Raw genomic sequence first — 23,263 nt, forward strand, 5'->3', positions numbered from 1 at the left:
AGGAACTCTTGATGCGCGTCTTCGGCATGAACTACGACACCGGCTTCGTGAGCGCCGGATCCACCACTCATGAGCCGTTCGACCCCGACACCGTGCGGAACGACCTGCGTGTCATCCGCGACGAGTTGCACTGCGACGCAGTCCGTATCACCGGCGGTGTCCAAGACCGGCTGGAGCTGACCGCGCGACTCGCGGCCGAGATTGGGCTTGAGGTGTGGTACTGCCCGTTCACCAACGGCCTCGACCGCGACGGGCTCATGGCGTTCGTGCTCGACGGCGCCGAGCGGGCCGAACGGCTGCGGCGCGGCGGCGCCTCGGTCGTGTATCTCGCCGGTTCGGAGATCTCGATGTTCACCGACGGTTTCCTGCCCGGCCGGGACCTGGCGGAGCGGATGGCGCTGTTCACCGATCCGATGCGGATGAGGGAGGCGATCCCGGCCGCCCGGGCCGCCGTGCGCGAATTCTTCGCCGAGGCGGTGCCCGCGGTGCGCGAGCGGTTCGACGGCCTGGTCGGATACGCCTCGATCCCGCTCGAGGACGTCGACTGGGCCCAGTTCGACATCATCGCCAGCGACGCCGGCTACCGCGACGCGACCAACTCCTCGGTGTTCCCGCAGACCCTGGCGGCGGCGGTGGGGCAGGGCAAGCCGTACGCTGCGACCGAGTTCGGCTGCTGCACGTTCCGGGGTGCCCCCGACGTGGCGGGTGGGGCCGAGCCGGTGACCTTCGACGAGCATGGCCGTGCCGTGAAGCTGACTGCGGAGTTGGAGCGCGACGAGGAAGGCCAAGCGCGCTACATCGTCGATCTGCTGCGCGACTACGAGGATGGCGGAGTGGAAGCGGCGTTCGTGTACACCTTCGCGAATCGGCACCTACCGACCACCGGCGATCCTGAACACGACTACGACTTGGCCGCGCGTGGGATCGTGCGAGTGCTGCCGGACGGCTCCTGGACGCCCAAGGCCGCTTTTCGCGCCCTCGCCGAGTACGGGCGTTCCCGCACGCTGAGCCGGTCTGCCTCCTAGACATCGGACTTCAGCATGTCGGTGACGCCTCAGTCCGGGAGTTGGTTCCTGCCAAGAAGGTGAGGTGACCAAGCGGCCTGACCTGGCGGCCGGTATGACCCCCTCGCCGGCACCGTCGCCTGCGGACAGGATGAACACCCGGTTGCCGTCGGGGCGTCTGGCCCCGCGTAGACATTTACCGTCCACCGCGATGGCGGCGCGGCTGGTCGCCCGCGGCGGCGTGGTGGGCGCGACGCTGTTCCCGCTCACCGACACCGTCCGGGGTCAGCGGGGCGGTCGCGGTGCGGGCCAACGCGGCTCCATGATCCACAGGCGTCGTGCTCGCCCCTCACTCGGGCACGGCCCCCAGCACAGCATCAGGCCAAACAGGACATTCGCGGACTACTCCGGGGCCCCGGGGTGGTACTTGAGTACCACCCGGTCATGCGCCGTGCGTGGTGGCGTCGACCGCGAGCGGCACGATGTCGGTGCGCAGCCACGTCTCGTAGTAGTCGTACGGAACAAGGGATTTGTCCCAGGTGGTGGAGCGGATCCGCAACAGCGGTGTGGTGGCCGGGATGTTGAGATGCTCCGCGATCACCGGGCCGGCCGCGACCGCGTGCATCACCCGTCGCGCCCCGGCCGCCTGGTAGCCGCCGGCCTGAAGCGCGGCTGTCAGCGACGAGGTCCCCTTCCGGACGCCGGTGGCGGCGGCGACCACCCCGGCGACGGTGGGCGGCGTCCAGTTCGTACTGAACAGGGCCGGTTGCCCGTCGACACTCCGCACCCGTTCCAGGACGAATCCCACCGATCTACGGGGGATCCGGAGGGCGGCGGTGATCTCGTCCGGGAGCGGCTGCTCCCCGGAGGACACTACCGTCGTCGTGATGTGCGGATCACCGTGCAGCAGACCGTTCTCCAGGAAGCCGCCGAGCCCCTCGATGTGCCATCCCTGCGGCGAGTTCGGCTCGGCCACGAAGTAGCCGCGGCGCGCCACCCGCTGCGCGTAGCCGTTCGACTCCAGCATGTCCAGAGCCTGGCGGACGGTCGGACGGGACAGCGCAAACGTACGATGCAACTCGCTCTCACCGGGCAGCTTCTCGCCTGCCGGCAACTCGCCCGACTGGATGCTGCTGAGGAGTACCTCGTACAGCTGCACGTAGTAGGGCACCGGGGAAGCGCGCTCGATGTTCTTCATCGCTCCTCCTAGGATTTTCCGCGAATCTTACGAATGCCTGCCGGACGAGGGAGCATCAGGCTGGTGTCAACGCGGCGTCGTAGGACATGGCGCTGCGTGCGGCTCGGTGCTGGTTCATGATCACGGCTTCGGTGGGGGTCGCCGGGACCTCGCGGACGGTCGGCTGCCAGTCCGGTATGGTGCCGGTCAGCGCCCCACCGGCCTGGGCCGCGGCGCCGATCGCCACGTATTCCCCCGGCTCGGGGATCAGCAGAGGGACGTCGATGATCTGGGCCAGCACGGTCTGTACGGCGGTGCTGCGGGCCGCGCCGCCGATGAGCAGGAGCTGGTTGACCGGCACGCCGCAGGCGCGGGTGGCGTCGATCATGACGACCTGGCTGGCCAGCATCCCCTCGACCACCGCGCGGGCGAAGTTCGGCCGGGTGAAGTTGGCCAGGGTCGCGCCGTGCAGGGACGCGGTGGCGTCCGGCAGGTCGGGGGTGCGCTCGCCCTCGAAGTAGGGCAGCATCGTCAGTCCTCCGGCGCCCGGTGGCGCCTGCAGGGCCAGGGCGGACAGCTCGCTGTAGTCGCAGCCGAGCAGGGCGATCCCGGCGTCCAGGTCGCGGGCCGCGTTCAGGGTCGCGGCCAGCGGCAGGTGGTCACCGGTGGCGTCGGCGTAGCTGCACACCACCCCGGAGTAGTCGTGGACCGGCCGGGTGCTGCGGCTGTAGACGACTCCGGAGGTGCCGAGCGACATCACCGCGTCGCCGACCTGCAGTCGTAGGGCGAGCGCGGCCGCGGCATTGTCACCACTGCCGGCGCCGATCGGCAGTCCGGCGGGGATGCCGGTGATGCCCGTGCCGGTGACGCCGGCCCGGTCCAGCGGGCCGAGCACGCGGGGCAGGATGACCTGCTTGCCGAAGGCGTGTTGCACCAGGTCGGTGCAGTAGTCGCCGGTCTCGCCGGACCAGTATCCGGTGCCGCTGGCCTCGGACCGGTCGGTGACCAGGCGGCTGAAGTCGGCCCGGCCGGGGCCGTGGCCCATCAGCAGCCAGGTGAGCCAGTCGTGGACGACGGCGACCGCGGCGGTACGGCGGGCGCTGTCCGGGTCGGTGTCGCGCAGCCAGCGCAGTTTCACGACGGTGTCGGAGAGGCTGATCGGCAGGCCGGTACGCCGGATCCACTCGCGGAAGCCGAGCTCGTCGTTGAGTGCGACGACCTGGGGGTGGGATCCGTTGTCGTTCCAGAGCGGCGAGTCACACACCACTGCCCCGTCGGCGTCGAGGAACACCGGCGTGTGCTGCTGGCCGCTGACCGACAGGGCCGACACGTCGTGCAGGCCACCCGCGCGGTCGACGGCGAGGAGCAGGGCCTTCCACCACTCGTACGGGTCAATGATCTTCTGGGGTGGGTGTGCCGCCCGGCCCGCACGCACGAGCCGGCCGGTCCGCAGATCGCGGACCTCGACCTTGCAGCTCTGCGTGGACGAGTCGATGCCGGCGACGAGAGTGCGGCTCACCATGAGAGTTGCCCGAGGTTGTGCACGACGGGGCGGACCGACTCGCGCCATTCCTGCAGGCGGGCGTGCCGGGCCGGGTCGGCCAGGACCGGTGCGGGGTCGCAGGACTCCCAGTTGCCGGCTCGCCCGGAGGCCAGGGCCTGGGCGCCGCGGGACACGACTTCAGGGAACTCCGAAACGCTCAGGTCGGCGTCCAGGATGTCGGCTTTGAGGTGCAGCCAGAGCCGGTTCTGGCTGGCCGGGCCGATCACCTTGATGGTGGTGGCGTCGGTGCGGAACAGTTCGAGGACCTTGGCGAACTGGATGGCCAGGCCGAGGAAGCAGCCGAACACGATGTCCTCGGCCCGGACGTCGTTGCCGAGGTTGGCGATGATGCCGCGGGCCGACGCCGACTTGTCCGGCGGCGGGCTGCCCCGGAACTGCGGGATCACGACGGGTACGCCGGCCAGGTCGATCTGCCCGGACAGGTAGCGTTCGCTCAGCGCCGCCACGCAGGTCGCCAGCATCGACTCGGACATGCCGAGCATCCGCTGCAGGGTGGCGAAGGCCGAGCCGCCGGTGGGAATCGAGGCGAACAGGGTGTACGCCGAACCGTCGCAGGCCAGCCCGTTGGCGAGCATGGACCGGGCGGAGTACGCGTCCAGGCTCGGTCTGTCGTTGAGCAGGAGCACACCCTCGGTGGTGCCGGTGGAGTTGAGCACCTCGCCCTTGCGCAGGCCTGCGCCGACCGCGCCGACCATGTGGTCGTGCCCGGCGACGTGCACGGTGACCGTGGCCGGCAGGTTCGCCTCGCGGGCGAACCCGGGCGTGATCTCCTGGCCCTGATCGGCACGGCACAGCTCGGGCAGCAGCGCCGGGTCGAGGCCGGCCAGCGTGCACATCTCCGGCGACCACTCCCCGGCCCGCAGGTCGAGGGCCATGGTGCGGCTGGCCAGCGAGTACTCCGCCCAGCGCCGGCCGGTCATCCAGGCCGCCACGTACTCGGACACGTTCAGCCACCGCAGGTCGCCGGTGGCGTGGCCGGTGCGCGCGGCGGCCCAGGCGATCTTGGACAGCGAGTAGTTGGCGTTCGGCGGCAGGCCGGTGAGCTTGTAGATCCGGGTCCGCTGGCTGCGGTCCAGGCCGTCGATCATGGCCGCGCCGCGCTGGTCGTGCCAGAGGATCATCGGGGACCGCAGCACCAGGTCCGGTCCGACCAGTCCGCCGGACTCCCCGACACCGGCGATGGCGATCCGCTCCACGCTGTCGCGGTGACCGGGATCGAGATTACCTACGAACCGCACGATGATCGCCAGGAGGGCGTCCACGTCGTAGACGCTCCCCCACGAGTCGGCCATGCTGGGAGTGGGCTGTTTGTCCGACGCCAACTGGTCGCCGCCGGCGTCGAAGAACCCGAGCTTGACCCGGGTCGTACCGATGTCGATCGTGATCGTGGGTTTCATCGAACTGGTCCTCAGCCGAGCTTCGGGTTCAGCGTCCGGATCCGGCTCTCCACCACGTCGGTGATCGCCGTGACCGCCTTCTGCGACACCCGGATCAGGGCGTACTCGTTCGGGTTCGCGGCATAGGCCTCACCGAACGTCCTGATCATGGCGTTGCGCAGGTCGCTGGCGATGTTGACCTTGACGACCCCGTACTCGGCGAGTCGGCTCAGCTGCTCCCGGGGCAGTCCCGAGCCGCCGTGGACGACCAGCGGCACCGCACTGGCCCGCTGGACTCTCCGGAGCAGATCCATATCGATCCGAACGCCGGGGGCGTAGCCGTGTACGTTGCCCACGGAGACCGCGAGCATCTCGCATCCGGTGGCGGTGACGAAGCCGGCGACCTGGTCCGGGTCGGTGGTCGCCTCCCTCTCCGGGCCGAGGTCGTCCTCCTTGCCGCCGATGCTGCCCAGCTCGACCTCGAGCGCGTACTCCGTCGGGGTCAGGTCCCGGGCCTGCCGGGACAGGTCCACGTTCTTGTCGTACTCGTAGCCGGAGGCGTCCATCATGATCGAGGTGAAGCCGGCCGCCAGGGACTGCTTCACGTCGTCCAGGGTGCGGCCGTGGTCCAGGTGCAGGGCCACCGGTACGTCGACCTTCGCCAGCCGGCGGCTGACCATGTCGTGGATGTACTCGTACCCGGAGAGCACCGCGTTGGTCGGGGCGACCTGGATGAAGGTCGGCACCCGGGTGTTCTCGACGGCCTGGACGATGCCCATCGTCGTCTCGATGTTGGTGGTGTTGAAAGCCCCGGCCACCAGCCCCCGGGAAACACACTGCTCGATGACCTCAAGCCCACTGACCAGGCCCATGTTCCTACCTTTTTCTCTGGAAGGACCCGTCAGAGGGTCTTGGCGCCGGTCATGATCGCGACGCCTTCGGTCATGTCGTGGCTCGACGGGGTGATGACGCCGGCGCAGCTCCCCAGCCGCTGGATGTGGATCCGGTCGGCGATCTCCCACACGTGTGGCATGTTGTGGCTGATCAGGATCACCGGCAGCCCGCGGTCACGCAGGGCCCGGATCGCGTCCAGCACCAGACCCGACTCGCGGACGCCCAGGGCCGCCGTCGGCTCGTCGAGAAGCACCAGCTTGGAGCCGAACGCGGCCGCCCGGGCCACCGCGATCGCCTGACGCTGGCCGCCGGAGAGCGTCTCCACCCGCTGGCCCGGGTTCTGGATGGTGCGGATCCCCAGTTGCTGCAACGCGGCCATCGACTTCTCCCGCATGGCCTTGCGGTCCAGCATCCGCAACACCGATCCGAGCGGGCCGGGCTTGCGGATCTCCCGGCCCAGGAACATGTTCGAGGCGATGTCCAGCGCCGGCGACATGGCCAGCGACTGGTAGACGGTCTCGATGCCCATGTCCTTGGCGTCCTGTGGGCGCTTGAACGAGACCGGCCTGCCGTCCAGTTCCAGGGTGCCGCTGTCCGGCACCAGGGCGCCGGTCAGGCACTGGATCAGCGTCGACTTGCCGGCGCCGTTGTCGCCGATGATCGCCAGCACCTCGCCCGGGAAGACGTCCAGGTCGACACCAGCGAGGCCGACGACCCGGCCGAAGGTCTTGCGGATGCCCCGGGCGGACAGCACCGCCGGCTTCTGCATGGTCTCGGTCATGTCCGGACCTTCCTGATCCACTGGTCGGCGGCGACCGCGGCGATCACCAGGGCACCGACGGCCAGGACGCGGTACTCGTCGTCGAGACCGGCCAGGGTCAGGCCGATGGCGAAGCTCTGCACGATCAGCGCGCCGAGCACCGTGCCGATGACGCCACCGCGGCCGCCGAAGAGGCTGGTGCCACCGATCACGACGGCGGTGATGCTGGCCAGGTTGGCATCCACGATGCCGTTCGGCGAGGCCGCCCCGGCCCGGCCGATCAGCACCCAGGCGGCGATGCCGTAGATGACACCGGCGACGATGTAGACGCTGAGCAGGACACGGCCAACCGAGATACCGGCCAGGCGGGCGGCCTCGGGGGCGTCACCCACCGCGTAGACCCGGCGGCCCCAGGCGGTGAACCCGAGAGCCAAGCCGACGGCCAGGTAGACCAGGCCCACCACGATGATGCCGAGGTTCAGGTCCAGCCCGAGAAACGGGACCCGGGTGCCGGCGGCGGTCATCGCGTCCGGCATGTCCCGGCCCTGGACCGTGGATCCGCCGGTCAGCATCAGCGTGAGCGCGGTGAACACGCTGAGCGTGCCGAGCGTGACGATGAACGGCGGCAGTTTCAGCCGGGACACCAGCGCCCCGTTGAGCAGGCCGCACAGCGCGCCGATCAGGATGCCGACGGTGATCGCGGCTGGCGCCGGCAGGCCGTGCTGTGACGCCAGCAGCGCCGAGGACATGCAGCCCAGGATCGCCGCCGCGCCGACTGACAGGTCGATGCCGCCGGTCAGGATGATCAGGGTCTGGCCGACCGCGAGAGCGGCGACCACAGCGGTCTGCTGCAACAGCAGCGAGATCGCGCGGGGCTGGGCGAACGCCGGGTTCAGCAGGGTGAACACCGCGATCGACAGCACCAGCAGCGCTAGTGGGCTGACCCAGGGGCGCTCGTGCAGGAAGTGCTGCGCCCGGAGGACCCGGGAGGCCCCGCGGCTCGTGGCCGCGGGTGCCTTCGGGGCGGTTTCGGGGGAAGTCATCGTCACCAGCAGGTCTTCGAGCCGTCGGCGGTGGTGGTCGCGGTGACACCGTCCTTGGCCTGGTCGGTGATCAACTCGGTGCCGGTGTTGTAGAAGTCCAGGCCGTCGGAGACCGCCGGGAGCGCCTTGCCGGCCACCTTGTCGGCGACCGCCTTCACACCCAGCTCGGCCATCTTCACCGGGAACTGCATGGAGGTGGCGGCGATGACGCCGTCCGCGACGTTCTTGACACCGTCACAGGAACCGTCGATCGAGACGATCGTGACCTTGTCCTGCACTCCGGCGGCCTGCAGCGCCTTGTACGCGCCGGACGCCGACGGCTCGTTGATCGTATAGACGAGGTTGATGTCCTTGTTCTTGGTCAGGCAGTTCTCCATGGCGGTACGGCCCCCGTCCTCGGCGCCGGTGGTCGGCTCCTGACAGGCGATCGTGTAGGTGCCGCCGTCGTAGTCGCCGGTCTTCGCCTCGTCACCCTTCTTCGTCCGGTCCGCCAGGTTGATGCCCATGCCCTCCAGGAAGCCCTGGTTCCGGTTCAGGTCGGTCTGGATGGTCCGGTCGCTGAACTGGTCGAGCAGGGCGATCACCACGGGCTTGCCGGCCAGGTGCGCCTTCGACCACTGGCCGATCAGCTTGCCGGCCTCGAAGTTGTCGGTCGCGAAGGTGATGTCCGCGGTGTCGATCGGGTCCGGCGGGGTGTCCAACGCGATCACCGTGACCCCCTGGGCGCGGGCATCGGTCATCGCCTTGTTGACCGCGGGGCCGCTGGGCAGGATCAGGATGCCGTCCTGGCCCTTGAGCACGGCGCTCTCGATCTCGTCGATCTGACCCTGCTCGTCGCCGTCCTTCTTGGCGGCCACCACGGTCAGCTCGACGTTGTTCTTGGCCGCCTCGGCCTTCGCGCCGTCGGCGAGCGCGGTGAAGAACGGGTTCTGCAGATCCTTGAGGATCAGGGTGACCTTGGCCTTGCCATCTGGGTCGGTGCCGGCGTCTGTGCCCGAGTCGCCACAGGCGGCGAGGCCGGGGATCAGGAGGGCGGAGACGGCAAGGGTGGTGAGGGCGCGGCGGTACCAGGAGGTACGAGTCATTGAGGTGTCTCCTTGAACGGAGGCTGCGGGGCCTCACGAGTTGACGATGTGACCTTAGGCCCGCCATCCCCTAGATGTCGATACTGTACGTACAAATATTACGAGCATGTTTTCCAGGCGGGCTCCAGGTGCCGCCCATATCGGGCGTTGCACCCGTAAAAGGGTCAGAGTCGGTGGTGGTGAAAGTGTCGGCGGGCCATCGGTTCGTCGGGCCGCACGGTTCGGGTTTCATGGTGGTCGGCGTCGCCGCCGCTCCACCCCCGGCGTAGGTGTTGCGTTGCGGCAGCGCCGGGGTGGCTCCCCGCGGTTCGAGCGCCCAACCGCCCGCATTTCGAACATGTCACCTGCCGCAGATCGAACGCATCTGGCCTCGCAGATCGAAACCCCCCGGCGATCGCCTCGCCGAGCGCCGTGATCTCGACCGGGCGCAGGACCGGGCGGCGGCGATCGCCGATCCGGTCGGGTTCGTGGACTCGCCCGAACTCCTGGTCATCGACGAGATCCAACGCGCTCCCGAGCTGCTGCTGGCCATCAAGGCAGCCGTCGACGAGGATCCCCGCCCGGGCCGTTATCTGCTCACCGGCTCGTCTCGCCTCTTCGGCATGGTCGCCGCCCCGGACGCGTTGCCCGGCCGGATGGAAACCGTCGAGCTCTGGCCGTTGTCCCAGGGTGAACTCGACGGCGAGCCGGACGGATTCGTCGACGCCCTGTTCGCGCTCGGTCCGGACCTGCGACACGAGTCGGACGTGACCCGCGCCGACTACGCGGCCAGAATCGTGCGCGGCGGCCTACCCGAGGCCACCACCCGCACCGACCCGCGCCGCCGCCAACGGTTCCTCGACGCGTACGTCCAGGCGCTCGTCGACCGCGATGTCCGTCAGCTGTCCGACATCCAGCACAAGAGCGAACTACGCAAGCTGGTACGCCTCCTCGCGGCCAGATCCGCGACCATCATCGCCGCCAACTCGCTGGAATCCGCCCTCGGACTGAGCCGGCCAACGATCGCCCGCTACCTCCAAGCTCTGGAAGAGATCTTCCTGATCAAGCGGATCCCCGGCTGGTCCCGTAACCTCGGCACCCGCGCCACCGCCGCCCCTAAGCTGATCTTCGTCGACTCCGGCATCGCCGCCAACGAAACCGCGACCGACGCCCGGGCGCTACTCCGGCCCGGCGCACCGTTCGGGCCACTACTCGAATCATTTGTCCTCTCTGAACTGTCTCGCCAGCTCACCTGGTCCGACCAGCTCGCCGACCTGTCCCACTACCGCGACCAGAGCAAGTACGAAGTCGACGCGGTGCTCGAGAGCCGATCCGGCCAGGTCGTCGGGATCGAGGTCAAAGCAGCCACCACCGTCGGGCCCGACGACTTCCGTGGGCTACGCCGACTCGCCGACCGCCTCGGCGACGACTTCATCGCCGGCCTCGTCCTCTACACCGGCACGTCGACGCTGCCGTTCGGCGACGAACTTCGCGCCCTTCCCGTCAGTGCCTTGTGGCAGGTTCCCGCCCCGCCAGCAGGCTGACCTCGCACCCTCCGCAGGTCGCTCCCAGCCAGCGATGATCCTGTTATTCGCAGGCGATGCCGTCGCCGTCGCGGTCCAGTTCCGGTCGGTACCCGGGCTCGCCCTCGAACAGTGGTGCCTGTCCGGCGGCCCGTACGGCGTCGCAGTTCTTGTAGTACGGCGCCGGTCGCCGGGTGGTCGGTTTCGGAGCCGGCTTGCGGGTGGCCGGCTTCGAGGCCGTCCACTCCCTTGCGTGCCTGCGGGCTCATCAGCCGGGAGGCGCGAATGCTTCTCAGGTCGTTTCCGGGGCCGGCACCGCCTGCTCGGCGGCGCGGCTTACCTGCTCCCAACCCGCCCAGGTCTCCATCCGCCGCCGGGAGATATCGAACGCCAGGTCGTACACCATGTTCCCGAGCAGCAGCCGCAGCGGTGGGTCGTCGCTGTCGACCAGTCGCAGCAGGGCCTCGGCGGCCAGGCGGGGCTCGCTGTCGACCGAGCCTTCCGCCCACTGTTGCTCCAGCTCGGCGCGGAGCGGCGCGTACGTGTCCATCGGGTCGGTGGCGCTGACGCCTGTGTAGAGGTCGGTCCAGTAGCCGCCCGGCTGGACGATGCTGAGCTTGACGTCGAAGGCCGCGGCCTCCATCGCCAGGGACTCGCTCATGCCTTCCAGGGCGAACTTGCTCGCGCTGTACAGGCCGGTGCTCGGGAAGCCACCGAGGGCGGCGATGCTGGAGATCTGCACGAGGTGGCCGGACCGTTGGGCGCGCAGGTGCGGCAGCACGGCCTGGCTGACCCAGAGCGCGCCGAAGAGGTTGACCTCGAACTGGGCTCGCGCCTCGGCTTCGGTGAACTCTTCGATCATGCCCATGGACAGGGTGCCGGCGTTGTTGACGACGATGTCGAGCCGTCCGAAATGCTCGACCGCGGTGGTCACGGCGGCGACGACGGCCGCCCGGTCGGTCACGTCGAGGGTCAGGGTCAGCAGCCGGTCGCCGTGCCGCGCGTCGAAGTCGTCCCGGGTGACGGTCCGGGCCGCGGCGACCACCCGGTCACCACGGTCGAGCGCGGCTTCGGCGAACGCGCGGCCCAGTCCGCGGCTGGCCCCGGTGATGAACCAGGTACGGGGTGTGGCGTCGGATGAGGTCGGCATGTCGGCGTCTCCCTACCTAGAATGAGACGAGACGGTCCGTCTCGCCACGAGATCGAGGCTAGCTCCCGATGAACCCCATCGTCAAGACGGTACGTCTCGTCTCGCCGTTGGTACGGTGCTCTCATGACGCCGCCGAACACGGGCCGCCGGAGCGAGGCCTCCCGCCGTGCCGTCCTCACCGCCGCCCTCGACCTGTTACAGGAGGTCGAGTACGCGAAGATCAGCATCGAGGGCCTCGCCAGCCGCGCCGGCGTCGGCAAGCAGACCATCTACCGCTGGTGGCCGTCCAAGGGTGCGGTCATCTTCGACGCTTTCCTCATGCTCAGTGAGGGCGCCGAGGGTGGGCCGGTGCAGCTGCCGGACACCGGCGACCTGGCAGCCGACCTGACCGAGGTGCTCCGCGCCACGGTGACCGAACTGAACGAGCCCCGGTACGAGCAACCGATGCGCGCGCTGGCCACCGAGATCGCGCACGACCCCGAGCTGGCAGCGATCTACGCCGAACGACTGGACGGGCCACTGCGGGAGGCCAAACGGCAGCGCCTCCGCCGCGCCCAGCGGGCCGGACAGCTCGCCGAGGACCTCGATCTCGACGTCGCGGTGGACCTGATCTGGGGTCCCCTGTTCCAACGATGGCTCCACCGCAGCGGACCGCTCACGACCGAGTACGCCGACCGCCTCGTCGCCACCGCCCTCGACGGGTTACGACCCCGACGGTGACGTGCATCGTCCGGGACCGCCATGTCCGGGCGCTGACGGGAGTCGATTTCCGGTAGTGTTTCTCCACCACACTGCCCGCGCGTACCGAAGGGTCTGCCATGAGCTCTGGTCGTCGGCGGCTGTCGCGAACCGTCACCGCCGCGCTGCTCCTCCTCCTCGCCGGGATGGCTGTCCCCGCCGGTCCCGCCGAGGCGGCGAAGAAGGGGCCGGACCTCACGGTCGACGTGTCCGGAACGACGGTCTCGCGGGGGACCGAGCGGAAGGTCATCTATCTGAAGGTCAGCAACCTGGGGGACGAGACCCCGGGCGACGTCGTCGTCAGAGTCCACCAGCCGCCGGAGGGCCCTGGCCCCATGCCGGTCGGCCTGCTCTGGCATTCACGGGGTGGGGTGGGCGAGTGCGACGGCGACTTCGGTGGGTTCTACTGCCGACTGCTGCCGGAGTTGATTCCGGGACCGGGCGAAACCGTCGACGTTCCCATCGACGCAGTCGTCTACGGGGCTGCGGGGCCCTACCAGGGCAGGTTCGAAGTTTCGGTCACCATCAAGCCGGAAAAGGACGCGAATCCGGCCGACAACACCAGATGGTTCCCGCTGGCGCTGGTCGACCAGCCACGTGCCGACCTCTCGTTGGTGGCCCAAGACGTGAAGCAGTCGGTGCGGATCGACGCTGACGGCACACCCGAGCCCACCGGGACGCTGAACCCGGGTGAGCCGGGTGCGGTGTGGCACACCGTCGCCAACCAGGGCCGGAAGGCGGTCAGCGGAGTGCGGGTCACGCTGCGCCTGCCCGAGGGCGTGACCTTCACCGGGCAGCCGACCCAGTGTGCGCTTGCCGACGCCGGGCGGTCGGCGGTCTGCACCTACGAGAGCCTCACCCTCGTTCCGGCCGTCGAGGACACCGATCCGAACGACACCATCTACTCGGCGGTCAAGCTGTACAACCTGGTGACGACTGCGGCATCCGCCACCGCGCCGGCGGCGCTGCGGGGCGGAACCGTACAGGTGGAGGGCCTCGCCGAGCGGTCGACGAACGAGCGCGCCACGCCTGCGCGGACCGATCTGCCCGGGAACGCCGTCGCCGTACGGGTGGCCGACGGGGACCACAGCGACAATCAGGACGGCTTCGCCGTGCTGCTGGCCGCGAGGAGCGACGACGGCGACGGTGGCGGCGGTGACGGTGGCGGCGGTGACGGTGATGGTGGCGGTGGCGGCGGGTTGCCGGTCACCGGGCCGCCGGCCGGGCTGATCGGCGGAATCGGCCTGGCGGCGCTGGTGGCCGGAGGTGTGCTGCTCCTCGCTGCCCGGCGTCGCGGCATCTGAGGACGCCTACCCGCTCACCGACAAGCCGCCGACCAGGGACACTTCGCGGCTTCCGTCCACAGAAGATCGAGGTGTTAGGTTGCTGCCGTCGGCTGGAGCACCCAGGAACTCGCCGATCTCGCCGACACCACACCATCCGGCACTATCACCGGCTCGGACTGCGCGACGAGCCGGATCGCCGGCACAACGGGTACAAGATGTACGGCGTACCGCATCTGATCTGTCTGTTGCGGGTCCGGCGCCTCGTCGGGCTGGGGGTGCCGCTCTCCGAGGTCGGCGGGGCCCGGACGAACGGGGACGTGTCGAGCGAGGTGCTGGAGCGGGTTGACGCCCGGCTCGCGGCTGACCAGCGGCGAGCACACCACCAAGCAGACGTTCATGGCCGCCATCTACACCCCCGCGCAACTCGACGTGTTCACCCGGGCCAGTTTCCTCGCGCGCCGGCAGATGGGCCTTGATCCTCCGGCCGAGGACGACTCCGGGCGCGGATGAACGCCCGACGAACCGGCCCAGCCCCGATGTGCCGGGCCGGTTCGCACCGGGACACCGGTGGGCGTGCCGCCGCGGGTCACGGTCGGTTGCGACGCAGGACCAGGGTGACGAAGCCCAACACGTCGCGGTACCCGCGTAGCCACTGGTCCCGGTGTTCCCGGGCGGCGGCCAGCGCCTCGGCGGCGTCCGGATGCCCGGGATTGTCAAGCGCCCACCGGGTGAGCGAGCCGACCCACGACCACTCGTAGTCGTCCCACTCGGCGGCGTCGCTGACGTGGGCGTACACCGGCGTCCAGCCGGCCCGCTCGGCGACGTCGACCAGGCCGGGCAGGTCGGTGAACTCCGTGGACTCCACGTCCAGTGCGGCGAGCGCCTGCGGTGTCGGCGGGAGCTGCCAGAATGCCTCGCCGACCAGCAGGATGCCGTCGACGTTCACGTGCCGGCCGGCCGACTCCAGCGTCGGTCCGAATCCGCCGAACGCGTGGGTGGACCCGACGCACAGCACCAGGTCGTAGTCGCCGTCGGGCACGTACGTCCGCGCGTCACGCCGGTGTGGCGTGAACCGGTCGGCGAGGCCGCGTTCGGTGGCGGCGCCGACGGCCTGTTCGAGCGCGTAGGGGCTGATGTCGACGCCGTCGGCGTGCCCGTCCGGGTAGTGGGCCAGGGCCTGTAGTGCCCAGGCTCCCGCCCCGCAGCCGAGGTCCAGGACCCGGGCCGTCGGCTGCCGGTCCGCTCGGCGCAGGAGTCGGTTGATGGTGACCCCGGAGACCGGGGCCGCGACCGGGTGGTGCGAGTGCGCGATGCTGCTGAGGCGTTGACGATCCACCGCACGAGTCAACACGAGCCGACCCGCTGCCGCACCCGGCTGGGTCGACGGTCGCCTCGACACGATGCCGGTGTGTCAGGACGCCGGCGTTCGACCTGGATCCTCCGGTGCGGCACGTCATCCACACCGTCGGACCGGTCTGGGCGGGCGGCGGCCAGGGGGAGGCCGACGTGCTGGCCTCCTGTTACCGCAGGGTGTTGCAGGTGGCCGACGGGATCGGCGCCCGTACCGTCGCCGTTCCGGCGATCGCCACCGGCGTGTACGGCTTTCCGCCCGAGCAGGCCGCCCGGATCGCCGTGGCCACCGTCAGGTCCACGCCGACCGCCGTCGAGGTGGTACGCCTCGTCGCCTTCGACGAGGAGACCCGGGGCTGGCTGCGGGCGGCGTTGACCACCAGCGACTGACCCGCCCACCAGGTCGGGCTAATATCCCTATCGACAAGATAGGGAATTCGCCGAAACGGCGATCTGCAGGCCTGAGGGTGGGCATGACCGGTAGTGGTAGGCAGGCGCGGGGCCGACCGTGACGTCCTTCGGCGAGGTGGTGCTCGCGATGCTCGCCGGGGCCGTGGTGGCGGCGATCGGCACGCCGGCCGGCGTGTCCGGGGCGGTCTTCCTGCTGCCGGTGCAGATCAGTGTTCTCGGGGTCACCGGGCCGGCGGTCAGCGCGACGAATCTGCTGTTCAACATCGTCTCCACCCCGTTGTCGCTGCGTCGGCTCAGCCGTCGGCCCGCCGTGGACTGGAGTCGCCTGGGCCCGCTGATCGCCGTCGGCGTACCGGCCGCCGTCGCGGGTGCCCTCGCCCGGGTGACCGTGCTGGCCGATCCCGGCCGGTTCCGGCTGCTCGTCGCCGCCGTGTTGCTCCCGCTGGGGTTGCGGCTGTTGTGGCGCTCCCGCCGGCCCCGGCCGGCCCCGGCCCCGATCGCGGCCGGAGCGCCGGCCCGACCCGGCCGGGTCACCCTGGCGGCGCTCGGCGCGGTGGCGGCGGCGGTCGGCGGAGTCCTCGGCATCGGCGGCGGGTCCCTGCTCGCGCCCGCGCTGGTGGCCATGTTCCGGCACCCCACCAGCCAGGCCGCGACGCTCGCGCTGACCATCACGCTGACCACCTCCGTAGCCGGCCTGGCCGCGTACACCTTCTTCGACGCCGCCGGCATCGGCACCGCCCCCGCCGCCCCCTACTGGGACGTCGGTCTTGCCCTGGGCCTCGGGGGTCTCGTCGGTGGACTCGTCGGCGCCGCCCTGCAGCACCGGATCGACGAACGGTTCCTGGTCGCGGTCCTCGGCACCCTCTCGATGGTCACGGCGGTCAGCTACCTCGCCCGGGGTTGACCTGCCCCCGCGCCGAGGTCACTGCTGGATCCACTGCCCGTCGTTGCCGCAGACGTAGCCGGCGACTATGCAGTTCTGCACCCGGAACCGCAGCGCCTCGACGTCCCAGGCGTTGATGAAGTCGCCGTGGAAGGTGTGGCCGGGGGCGTCGGTCACGTTGGCCCCGTTGCGGGTGCCGGCCAGGGTCAGTCCGCCGCCATGGACCGGATACGTGATGAGCAGTTCCAGCCGGGGCAGTGGCGTCGGGTGGCTGGTCGGGCAGGTGCCACCGATTCCGCCGAGGCCGAACGCCAGGTGGCCGCGGTGGTCGGCGCTGTCCAGGTTCCGTCCGTCCCAGCAGGTCGGGAAGTCGAGATAGGTCTCCAGCCTGGAGCCGGCCGGGCAGGTGGGGAAGTCGCGGCTGGACTGCGGGTAGCCCCGGCAGGACCACCGGGCCGCCGGGTTGGCCTCGGGCGAGGTGGCCAGGGGGTTGCCCACCAGCATCTTCAACCCCTGCGGGTACGGCTTGACGTTCAGCCGGTCGGTGATGCCCTGGTAGTAGACCGTGACGTGTTCCGGGGCGACCGGCACGCCGTACTGGTACAGCGTCGGCACCCAGTACGCGGACCGGTCGGCCTGCGGGTTGCAGTTGGTCCCGCCGTTGATCAGCGACGCCAGGTTGGTGTAGGCGTTGGTGGTCGTGTTGCCGAAGAACTCGTGCACGTGCGACGCACCCGGCTGGCCGGGTCGCACGATCGGGTCGTCCGGTCCGCGTCCCTTGCTCGCGCAGTCGGCCCGGAACTCGGAGCCCCGCACCGGCGCTGCCTGGGCCGCCGGACCGCCGACCGGGCCGGCCTGGCCCCCGGCGCCGTCCGCGGCGGCCTGGACCCCGGTGCCGTCCGCGGCGGCCTGGACCCCGGTGCCGTCCGGGGCGGCCTGGGCTCCGGTGCCGCGTAGGGCGCTCTGCAGGGCCAGCGCGGCGGCTTCCTGCTCGGGGCTGAGCAGGTGTCCGTGGTCGGCGTGGCTGCCGGCGGGGGTGTCGGTGCCGGCCTGGGCGTCGACCGGGCTGCGGCCGGTCAGCACGCCGGCGGCGACCACGGTCAGCAGGGTGACGCCGAGCGCGGCGAAGCGGCGCGGGCGGGCGCTGCCGCCCCGGTCGGTGAGCCGCATGGTTCCTCCTCGCCTCCGGTGGCGGGGATCGCCCGGCCGGCCGGGGCCTCGACGGAATGGATGGAGAGCGCTCTCGCCGACCATTGATAACCGTCCGTAGCGACACATGTCAATAAGAGTGAGATTTTTTCGGTCCCGGTGCCAGATGCCGGACCGGACGGGCTTGACCTCGTCCGTGGTTGACGAGATCTGATCGGGGCATGCGTGCGATTCGACTTCACGAGTTCGGTCCCCCCAGCAACCTCGTCCTCGACGACCTGCCCGACCTGACCGCCGGCCCGGGGCAGGTGCGGATCCGGGTCGAGGCCAGCGGCGTGCACCTGCTCGACACCGCCCTGCGCCGGGGCGAGCCCGGTGGGCCGATGCCGTTGCCGGCCCTGCCCACCGTCCCCGGGCGGGAGGTGGCCGGGACCGTCGACGCCGTCGGTGCCGGCGTCGCGGAGGCCTGGCGGGGCCGCCGGGTCGTCGCCCACCTCGGCATGGTGCCCGGCGGGTACGCCGAACAGGCCGTCACCTCGGTCGACACCCTTTTCGAGGTCCCGGAGCGGCTCAGCATGGCCGAGGCGGTGGCGGCGGTCGGCACCGGGCGTACCGCGTTGGGGATCGTCGAGACGGAGCCGCCGACCGCCACCGACGTCGTCTTCGTGCCCTCGGCGGCCGGTGGCCTGGGCTGGCTCCTCGCCCAGGCGGCCCGGCACGCCGGAGCCACGGTGGTGCTGGCCGCCCGTGGCGAGCGGCGGACCGCCCGGCTGGCCGAACTCGGCGCGGACCTGGTCGTCGACTACGGCCGCGCCGACTGGATCGACCGGGTCCGGTCGTGGACCGACGGGTTCACCCTGGTGTACGACGGTATCGGCGGTACGGTCGGCCGGGAGGCCCTGGAACTGCTCCGCCCCGGCGGCCGGTTCGTGATGTTCGGCTACTCCGCCGGGACGCCCACCCGGTTCGACGTCGACGACGTGGTGTCGCGCTCGCTGACGGTCGGTTGGCTGCTTGGCGAGCGGATCCGGAGCCGGCCCGGCGGCATCGCCGGGCTGGCCGGTCGGTCGGTGCGGCTGGCCGGTCGGGGCTGGTGGCGACCGCTGGTCAGCACCTATCCGCTGGCCGACGCGGCCACCGCCCACGCCGACCTGGAGGGCCGCCGGGCGCTGGGCAAGGTCGTCCTCACCCCGGCCCGGTGAGCGGCCCGGTGCCCCGCGGGCTCACCCCGGGTCGAGTTGCCCGGCGTGCGCGATCACCTGGTCGATCAGGCCGTACTCGCGGGCCTGCTCGGCGGTGAACCAGCGGTCCCGGTTCCAGTCCTGCTCGATCTCCTCGGCGGTGTGCCCACTGTGCTCGGCGATCAGCTCCCGCATGGTCCGCTTCACGTGCAGCATGTTCTCGGCCTGGATGTTGATGTCGGCCACCGTGCCACCGAACCCACCGGACGGCTGGTGCATCATGATCCGCGAGTGGGGCAGCGCGAAGCGCTTGCCGGCGGTACCCGCGCAGAGCAGGAACTGTCCCATCGATCCGGCCATGCCGAGCGCCAGTGTGACCACGTCGTTCCGGACGTACCGCATGGTGTCGTAGACGGCCATGCCGGCGCTCACCGAGCCGCCCGGCGAGTTGATGTAGAGGAAGATGTCCCGGTCGGCGTCCTCGGCGGCGAGCAGCAGCAGTTGGGCGCAGATGACGTTCGCGGACCGGTCGGTGACCTCGGTGCCGAGGAAGATGATCCGTTCCGGCAGCAGCCGATGGAACACCTCGTCGCCGAAGGTGGGCCGCGCCTCGTCGAGCAGGCGGATGTCGTACCTGGTCATGGGGTTGTCCTTCAGTTGCCGGCGGGCGACGTCGGACGCCCAGGGGACCGGCTCCCAGCGTGCGGCCGGCGGCGGTCGGGCTTCCAGCACTTCTGCCCGGGGCAGATCCGCCGACAGCGGATCGGCCGACAGCAGAATCGCTTGCGCCGTCCGCCGGATGTCGCCGGACCGCTTGCGCCGTCCGCCGGTGTCGCCGAACCGGCCGCGCCGGTCGCCGGCCGCCGGGCCGGCCTACGCCCGGGGAAGTCGCCGCCGGCCCGCTCCGGCTGACCGCCGGGCCAGCATCAGGGTGGTACGCGGGCCGGGGACCCGGCGCAGGGGCCGGAGGCGATGGGGCGGTTCGTCCGGTGCGCCGAGGCGGGCCAGCGGCTCCGGCCGACGCGGGCCGACCAGGGCGGCGGTGTCCCGTCGGCTGGCCGGCACCCGGGGCCGGACCCCGGGGTTGAGCGGCGCCGGGGGTCGCACCCCGGGGGTGGCCGGCACCGGGGGTTGGCCCCGACGCAGCTCGTCGCGGGCCTCCTCCAGCAGTTCGGCCAGGTCGATCCCGAGGGCCCGGCAGATCGCCGCCAGCACCTCGGAGGAGGCCTCCTTGCGCCCCCGCTCCACCTCGGACAGGTACGGCAGGGAGACCCCGGCGACGGAGGCCACCTCACGTATCGTGCGACCCTGCTGCCGCCTGATCCGGCGCAGCACGTCACCGATCACCCGTCGCAACAACGACATGGCACTCACCCCCGCGGTCGCCATCTCCGGACACCCCCATCATGCCCGTTGTCGGCCGTTTGGACCGGCCCGCCCGGCGGGGCGAGGGGAACCGGGCCGAGGAGGGGATGGAACCCGGCACCGCGCGTCGGGGCGCCGGACCACCGGCTATGTTGTGCTCGTGCAGGTGACGACAGCCGGTCAGGCCCGGTCGTGATCCATTTTCCGGCGCAGCGGCGTGGCCCGCTCAGCGCCCTGAGTCTGCGGCTGGCCGCCGCCGTCGGCCTGGTCTTCGCCGTGGTCGGGGTGGTCTACCTCGACCGGGCCGGTTACCGGGACGTCAACGAGGACGGCATCACCCTGCTCGACGCCTTCTACTACGCGGTGGTGTCGCTCTCCACCACCGGGTACGGCGACATCACCCCGGCGAGCGAATCGGCCCGGCTGACCAACGTCCTGCTGGTCACCCCGGCCCGGGTGCTCTTCCTGATCATCCTGGTCGGCACCACCCTGGAAGTCCTGACCGAGCAGTACCGGACCGGCCGTCGCCTGTCGCGCTGGGGGAGAACCGTGAAGAACCACGTCATCATCTGCGGGTACGGCACCAAGGGGCGCAGCGCGGTCTCCGCCCTGCTGGAGAACGGTCTGGACAAGTCCCGGATCGTGGTGGTGGAGCGCAGCGGCGCGGCACTGCGACAGGCCACCTCGGCCGGGCTGGTCGCCATCGAGGGCTCGGCCACCCGGTCGGCGACCCTTACCGAGGCGCACGTGCACAGCGCCAAGGCAGTGATCATCGCCACCGACAGCGACGACGCCTCGGTGCTGGTGGCGCTGACCGTCCGGCAGTTGACCGCCGGCCAGGTACGGATCATCGCCGCCGCCCGGGAGGCGGAGAACGCCCCCCTGCTCAAGCAGAGCGGCGCCCACCACGTGATCGTCTCCTCGGCGACCGCCGGTCGGCTGCTCGGCCTCTCCACCTCCGCGCCTCCGTTGATCGACGTGGTCGAGGACCTGCTCACCCCCGGACAGGGCATGGCGTTGGCGATGCGTTCCGCCGAACGCGACGAGGTGGGTCGCTCCCCGCGTGAGCTGGAATGCCTGGTCATCGCCCTGGTCCGGCGGGGCAAGGTGGTCACCCTGGCCGACCGGGCCGGCGCGGTGATCGAGACCGGCGACATGCTGGTACACGTCCGCGACGACCGCCCGCAGCCGGCCACCACGCCCTGACCGCAGGGTGCGCGGGTGCCGTCTCCCCAGGGCAGGATCATCGCCCCGGGTCTATCCTTCACCGTTCGGTGCTTGCTAACGTGTGCCCACTTGGCATACCAACCGGAGCGCGACCTCGACGCGGTCGTCGTCGTTGCCGAAGTGGTCACCAGGCACGGGGGATCGGATCGGCGCGCGGGGAGCACACGGCCCCGGCGTCCGTCGCTGTCTGCCGTCCAGGGCCGACCATCGGTGTCTCAAGTGATTCGTCCACCGAGCGACGGGACAACAATCAGTGGCAGAAGTGGCACACTCCGCACGAGCCGGCCGACGTCGGATCGCCGGGATCGTGGCCGGGCTCGCCGTGCTCGGCGCGGCTGCGCTCAGCCCGGTCGGCAGCGCCCAGGCGGCACCACCGGCCGGCGGTGCGCCGAGCGCGTCGAGCGACGTCCGTACCCCCGCCAAGACCAAGCCCAACCTGCGTAAGGGCAAGCTGCAGCTGCCCACCCCGGGGGCCAAGGGGCCGCGGTTCCAGGCCCGCACCACCGAGAACGGCGCCTCACCGCGGGTCGTCAACGGGACCCTCGCCAACGCGAGTGAGTTCCCGTACATCGTCGGCATCGTCACCAGCTACCAGGACGGTTCCGACTTCTACTACTACTGGTGCACCGGCACGATCATCGCCCCGAACAAGGTCCTGACCGCCGCGCACTGCACCGCCGACGGTCCGGGCACCACCCGGGTCATCGCCGGCAACAACCAGCTCCTCGACTCCTCCGGCACGATCGTCGGCGGTAGCGGGTACGTCGCCGAGGTGGCCTCCACCTGGGCCCACCAGAGCTGGAACATCGCCGCCCAGTACGACGGGACCGCCACCACGATCCTCGACGACGTGGCCGTGCTGACCCTCAAGCAGAACCTGCCCACCGCGTACCCGCCGGTGACGCTGAGCGGGCAGGGCGACCAGACGCCGTACGCGGCCGGCACCAGCGCGCAGATCGTCGGCTACGGGGTCACCTCCTCCAGCGACCCGGGTGACACCCGGCTGCGCAAGGCCACCGTCGCGATGCAGAGCGACGCCACCTGCGCCGCCCCCGGCGGGTACGACCGGAACCGGATGATCTGCGCCGGTGACGTGGCCAACGGGGTGGACACCTGCGGTGGCGACTCCGGTGGACCGCTGCTGGTCGCCGGTAAGCAGGTGGGCATCACCGACTGGGGCTTCGAGCCGTGCGGCTCGAAGCCGGGCTACTACGAGCGGCTCAGCTACTACGCCGACTCGATCCGGCAGGACCTGACCCGTCCGGCGCTTGTCAACTCCGACTGGACCGGTGACGGACACACCGACCTGATCGGCCGGGACTCCGCCGGCAAGCTGTACCTCCACACCGGCAGTGGCTTCGGCAACGACGGGTACGGCGGGTTCTGGAGCCGACGGCAGATCGGCACCGGGTTCGGCAGCGCGACCTACAAGCAGGTCTTCCGGGTCTACAACTGGAACGGCGACCGCAAGCCCTCGGTCATGATGGTCAAGACCAACGGTGAGCTGTTCATCTACGACAGCGACGGCGCGGGCAACTTCGTCGGCAGCGCCCGGCGGATCGGCACCGGCTGGGGTGGCTTCACCGCCCTGATGGTGACCAACAACTGGCTGGGCAACAACCGTCCGAGCCTGCTGGCCCGCAAGTCCAACGGGGAGCTGATCCGCTACACCAGCAACGGCACGGGTGGCTGGGACAACCCGGCGGGCACCCGGATCGGCACCGGCTGGAACATGTTCAACCTGTTCCTCACCCCCGGCGCCTGGAAGGGTGACGGCCTGGAGGTCATCATCGGCCGTAAGCCCACCGGCGAGCTGGTCCTGTACCAGAGCGACGGCAGCGGCGGCTGGACCAACCCGGCCGGCACCCAGATCGGCAGCGGCTGGGCGAACTACCGGGACATCCTCACCCCCGGCGACTGGAACGGCGACAACATGATGGACCTGCTCGGGGTGAACAGCAGCGGCAACGTGCGGCTCTACACCACCAACGGGTACGGCCAGTGGCTCGACGCCAGCGGTAAGCAGATCAACACCGGCTTCCAGGCGTACAGCCCGGTCTTCTGACCGGCGGACGACAGCCAGCGGGGCCCGCGACCGATCCGGTCGCGGGCCCCGTG

Annotated in this window: 20 protein-coding genes and 5 pseudogenes; 11 read left to right on the forward strand and 14 right to left on the reverse strand. The window is 70.7% G+C overall.

The features are described 5' to 3' along the window. Positions 1-11 precede the first annotated feature (11 nt). Positions 12-1,025: a glycoside hydrolase family 113 protein gene (locus tag GA0070617_RS04995; protein ID WP_091434393.1), complete on the forward strand. Its 1,014-nt coding sequence runs from the start codon at positions 12-14 to the stop codon at positions 1,023-1,025. Positions 1,026-1,136: 111 nt separating this feature from the next. Here the strand turns inward: GA0070617_RS04995 and GA0070617_RS31310 are convergent. The 8 genes and pseudogenes from GA0070617_RS31310 to GA0070617_RS05030 all read right to left on the reverse strand — a co-directional run. Further along, a pseudogene (locus tag GA0070617_RS31310) lies at positions 1,137-1,347 on the reverse strand (ISAs1 family transposase); the annotation flags it as partial. A gap of 99 nt (positions 1,348-1,446) precedes the next feature. Beyond that, positions 1,447-2,202, reverse strand: a complete 756-nt coding sequence (locus GA0070617_RS05000) for a GntR family transcriptional regulator (protein WP_091434395.1) — start codon at positions 2,200-2,202, stop codon at positions 1,447-1,449. A gap of 55 nt (positions 2,203-2,257) precedes the next feature. Beyond that, positions 2,258-3,703 (reverse strand): FGGY family carbohydrate kinase, encoded by a 1,446-nt coding sequence (locus GA0070617_RS05005; RefSeq protein WP_091434398.1) that lies wholly within the window; start codon positions 3,701-3,703, stop codon positions 2,258-2,260. After that, positions 3,697-5,142 carry an FGGY-family carbohydrate kinase gene (locus GA0070617_RS05010; protein ID WP_091434400.1) on the reverse strand — a complete coding sequence of 482 codons (1,446 nt, stop codon included), beginning with the start codon at positions 5,140-5,142 and terminating at the stop codon, positions 3,697-3,699. The genes GA0070617_RS05005 and GA0070617_RS05010 overlap by 7 nt, the downstream gene beginning before the upstream one ends. Before the next feature lie 11 nt (positions 5,143-5,153). Further along, a complete protein-coding gene (locus GA0070617_RS05015) occupies positions 5,154-5,993 on the reverse strand; it encodes a class II fructose-bisphosphate aldolase (RefSeq protein WP_091434402.1) in 840 nt (279 codons plus the stop codon). Positions 5,994-6,022: 29 nt separating this feature from the next. Continuing rightward, complete coding sequence (locus tag GA0070617_RS05020; RefSeq protein WP_091434404.1) at positions 6,023-6,796, reverse strand: ATP-binding cassette domain-containing protein; 774 nt, start codon at positions 6,794-6,796, stop codon at positions 6,023-6,025. Then, positions 6,793-7,818: an ABC transporter permease gene (locus tag GA0070617_RS05025; RefSeq protein WP_091434406.1), complete on the reverse strand. Its 1,026-nt coding sequence runs from the start codon at positions 7,816-7,818 to the stop codon at positions 6,793-6,795. Before GA0070617_RS05025 ends, GA0070617_RS05020 begins: the two co-directional genes overlap by 4 nt. A 2-nt stretch (positions 7,819-7,820) precedes the next feature. Next, positions 7,821-8,903 carry a substrate-binding domain-containing protein gene (locus tag GA0070617_RS05030; protein ID WP_091434409.1) on the reverse strand — a complete coding sequence of 361 codons (1,083 nt, stop codon included), beginning with the start codon at positions 8,901-8,903 and terminating at the stop codon, positions 7,821-7,823. A 389-nt stretch (positions 8,904-9,292) separates the two neighbouring features. Here GA0070617_RS05030 and GA0070617_RS05035 point away from each other — a divergent pair. After that, positions 9,293-10,426 (forward strand): annotated as a pseudogene (locus GA0070617_RS05035) (ATP-binding protein); the annotation flags it as partial. Positions 10,427-10,469: 43 nt separating this feature from the next. Here GA0070617_RS05035 and GA0070617_RS31315 read toward each other — a convergent pair. Further along, positions 10,470-10,568 (reverse strand): annotated as a pseudogene (locus GA0070617_RS31315) (excalibur calcium-binding domain-containing protein); the annotation flags it as partial. A gap of 129 nt (positions 10,569-10,697) precedes the next feature. Next, the gene (locus GA0070617_RS05045; protein WP_091434411.1) at positions 10,698-11,555 is read right to left on the reverse strand and encodes an SDR family NAD(P)-dependent oxidoreductase; all 858 of its coding nucleotides are present in this window, start codon (positions 11,553-11,555) and stop codon (positions 10,698-10,700) included. A gap of 123 nt (positions 11,556-11,678) precedes the next feature. Here GA0070617_RS05045 and GA0070617_RS05050 point away from each other — a divergent pair, with 123 nt between their 5' ends. From GA0070617_RS05050 to GA0070617_RS31320, 4 genes and pseudogenes are all read left to right on the forward strand, one after another. Next, on the forward strand, positions 11,679-12,275 hold the full coding sequence (locus GA0070617_RS05050) for a TetR/AcrR family transcriptional regulator (protein ID WP_091434414.1): 597 nt from the start codon (positions 11,679-11,681) through the stop codon (positions 12,273-12,275). Positions 12,276-12,373: 98 nt separating this feature from the next. Next, positions 12,374-13,597, forward strand: a complete 1,224-nt coding sequence (locus tag GA0070617_RS05055; RefSeq protein WP_091434416.1) for a hypothetical protein — start codon at positions 12,374-12,376, stop codon at positions 13,595-13,597. Positions 13,598-13,668: 71 nt separating this feature from the next. Further along, a pseudogene (locus GA0070617_RS32130) lies at positions 13,669-13,860 on the forward strand (MerR family transcriptional regulator); the annotation flags it as partial. A 61-nt stretch (positions 13,861-13,921) separates the two neighbouring features. Next, positions 13,922-14,089 (forward strand): hypothetical protein, encoded by a 168-nt coding sequence (locus GA0070617_RS31320; RefSeq protein ID WP_229688144.1) that lies wholly within the window; start codon positions 13,922-13,924, stop codon positions 14,087-14,089. Positions 14,090-14,165: 76 nt separating this feature from the next. Here the strand turns inward: GA0070617_RS31320 and GA0070617_RS05060 are convergent, their stop codons facing one another. Beyond that, a complete protein-coding gene (locus GA0070617_RS05060; RefSeq protein WP_091434418.1) occupies positions 14,166-14,915 on the reverse strand; it encodes an SAM-dependent methyltransferase in 750 nt (249 codons plus the stop codon). On the opposite strand from GA0070617_RS05060, the pseudogene GA0070617_RS05065 reads away from it, so the two are divergent. Together GA0070617_RS05065 and GA0070617_RS05070 are read left to right on the forward strand one after the other, a co-directional pair. Beyond that, a pseudogene (locus tag GA0070617_RS05065) lies at positions 14,900-15,319 on the forward strand (macro domain-containing protein); the annotation flags it as partial. The gene GA0070617_RS05060 and the pseudogene GA0070617_RS05065 sit on opposite strands and share 16 nt — an antisense overlap. 118 nt (positions 15,320-15,437) lie before the next feature. After that, positions 15,438-16,244 carry a TSUP family transporter gene (locus GA0070617_RS05070; RefSeq protein ID WP_217628771.1) on the forward strand — a complete coding sequence of 269 codons (807 nt, stop codon included), beginning with the start codon at positions 15,438-15,440 and terminating at the stop codon, positions 16,242-16,244. 18 nt (positions 16,245-16,262) lie between these two features. Here GA0070617_RS05070 and GA0070617_RS05075 read toward each other — a convergent pair whose 3' ends face one another. After that, a complete protein-coding gene (locus GA0070617_RS05075; protein ID WP_175440442.1) occupies positions 16,263-17,393 on the reverse strand; it encodes a DUF1996 domain-containing protein in 1,131 nt (376 codons plus the stop codon). 200 nt (positions 17,394-17,593) lie between these two features. Between GA0070617_RS05075 and GA0070617_RS05080 the strand changes: the two genes are divergently transcribed. Next, entirely contained in the window at positions 17,594-18,574 is a 981-nt protein-coding gene (locus GA0070617_RS05080; RefSeq protein ID WP_091434423.1) for a zinc-binding dehydrogenase, read from the forward strand. 21 nt (positions 18,575-18,595) lie between these two features. On the opposite strand, the gene GA0070617_RS05085 is transcribed toward GA0070617_RS05080, so the two are convergent. Both GA0070617_RS05085 and GA0070617_RS05090 read right to left on the reverse strand, forming a co-directional pair. Beyond that, a complete protein-coding gene (locus tag GA0070617_RS05085) occupies positions 18,596-19,195 on the reverse strand; it encodes a ClpP family protease (RefSeq protein ID WP_091445906.1) in 600 nt (199 codons plus the stop codon). A gap of 231 nt (positions 19,196-19,426) precedes the next feature. After that, on the reverse strand, positions 19,427-19,918 hold the full coding sequence (locus GA0070617_RS05090; RefSeq protein ID WP_091445907.1) for a helix-turn-helix domain-containing protein: 492 nt from the start codon (positions 19,916-19,918) through the stop codon (positions 19,427-19,429). Positions 19,919-20,110: 192 nt separating this feature from the next. On the opposite strand from GA0070617_RS05090, the gene GA0070617_RS05095 reads away from it, so the two are divergent. Both GA0070617_RS05095 and GA0070617_RS05100 read left to right on the forward strand, forming a co-directional pair. Continuing rightward, positions 20,111-21,124 carry a potassium channel family protein gene (locus GA0070617_RS05095; RefSeq protein ID WP_091434425.1) on the forward strand — a complete coding sequence of 338 codons (1,014 nt, stop codon included), beginning with the start codon at positions 20,111-20,113 and terminating at the stop codon, positions 21,122-21,124. A 283-nt stretch (positions 21,125-21,407) separates the two neighbouring features. Beyond that, the gene (locus GA0070617_RS05100) at positions 21,408-23,210 is read left to right on the forward strand and encodes a trypsin-like serine protease (protein ID WP_175440443.1); all 1,803 of its coding nucleotides are present in this window, start codon (positions 21,408-21,410) and stop codon (positions 23,208-23,210) included. The last annotated feature ends 53 nt before the right edge of the window (positions 23,211-23,263 follow it).

The organism is Micromonospora yangpuensis, assembly GCF_900091615.1.
GTDB classification, from domain to species: domain Bacteria; phylum Actinomycetota; class Actinomycetes; order Mycobacteriales; family Micromonosporaceae; genus Micromonospora; species Micromonospora yangpuensis.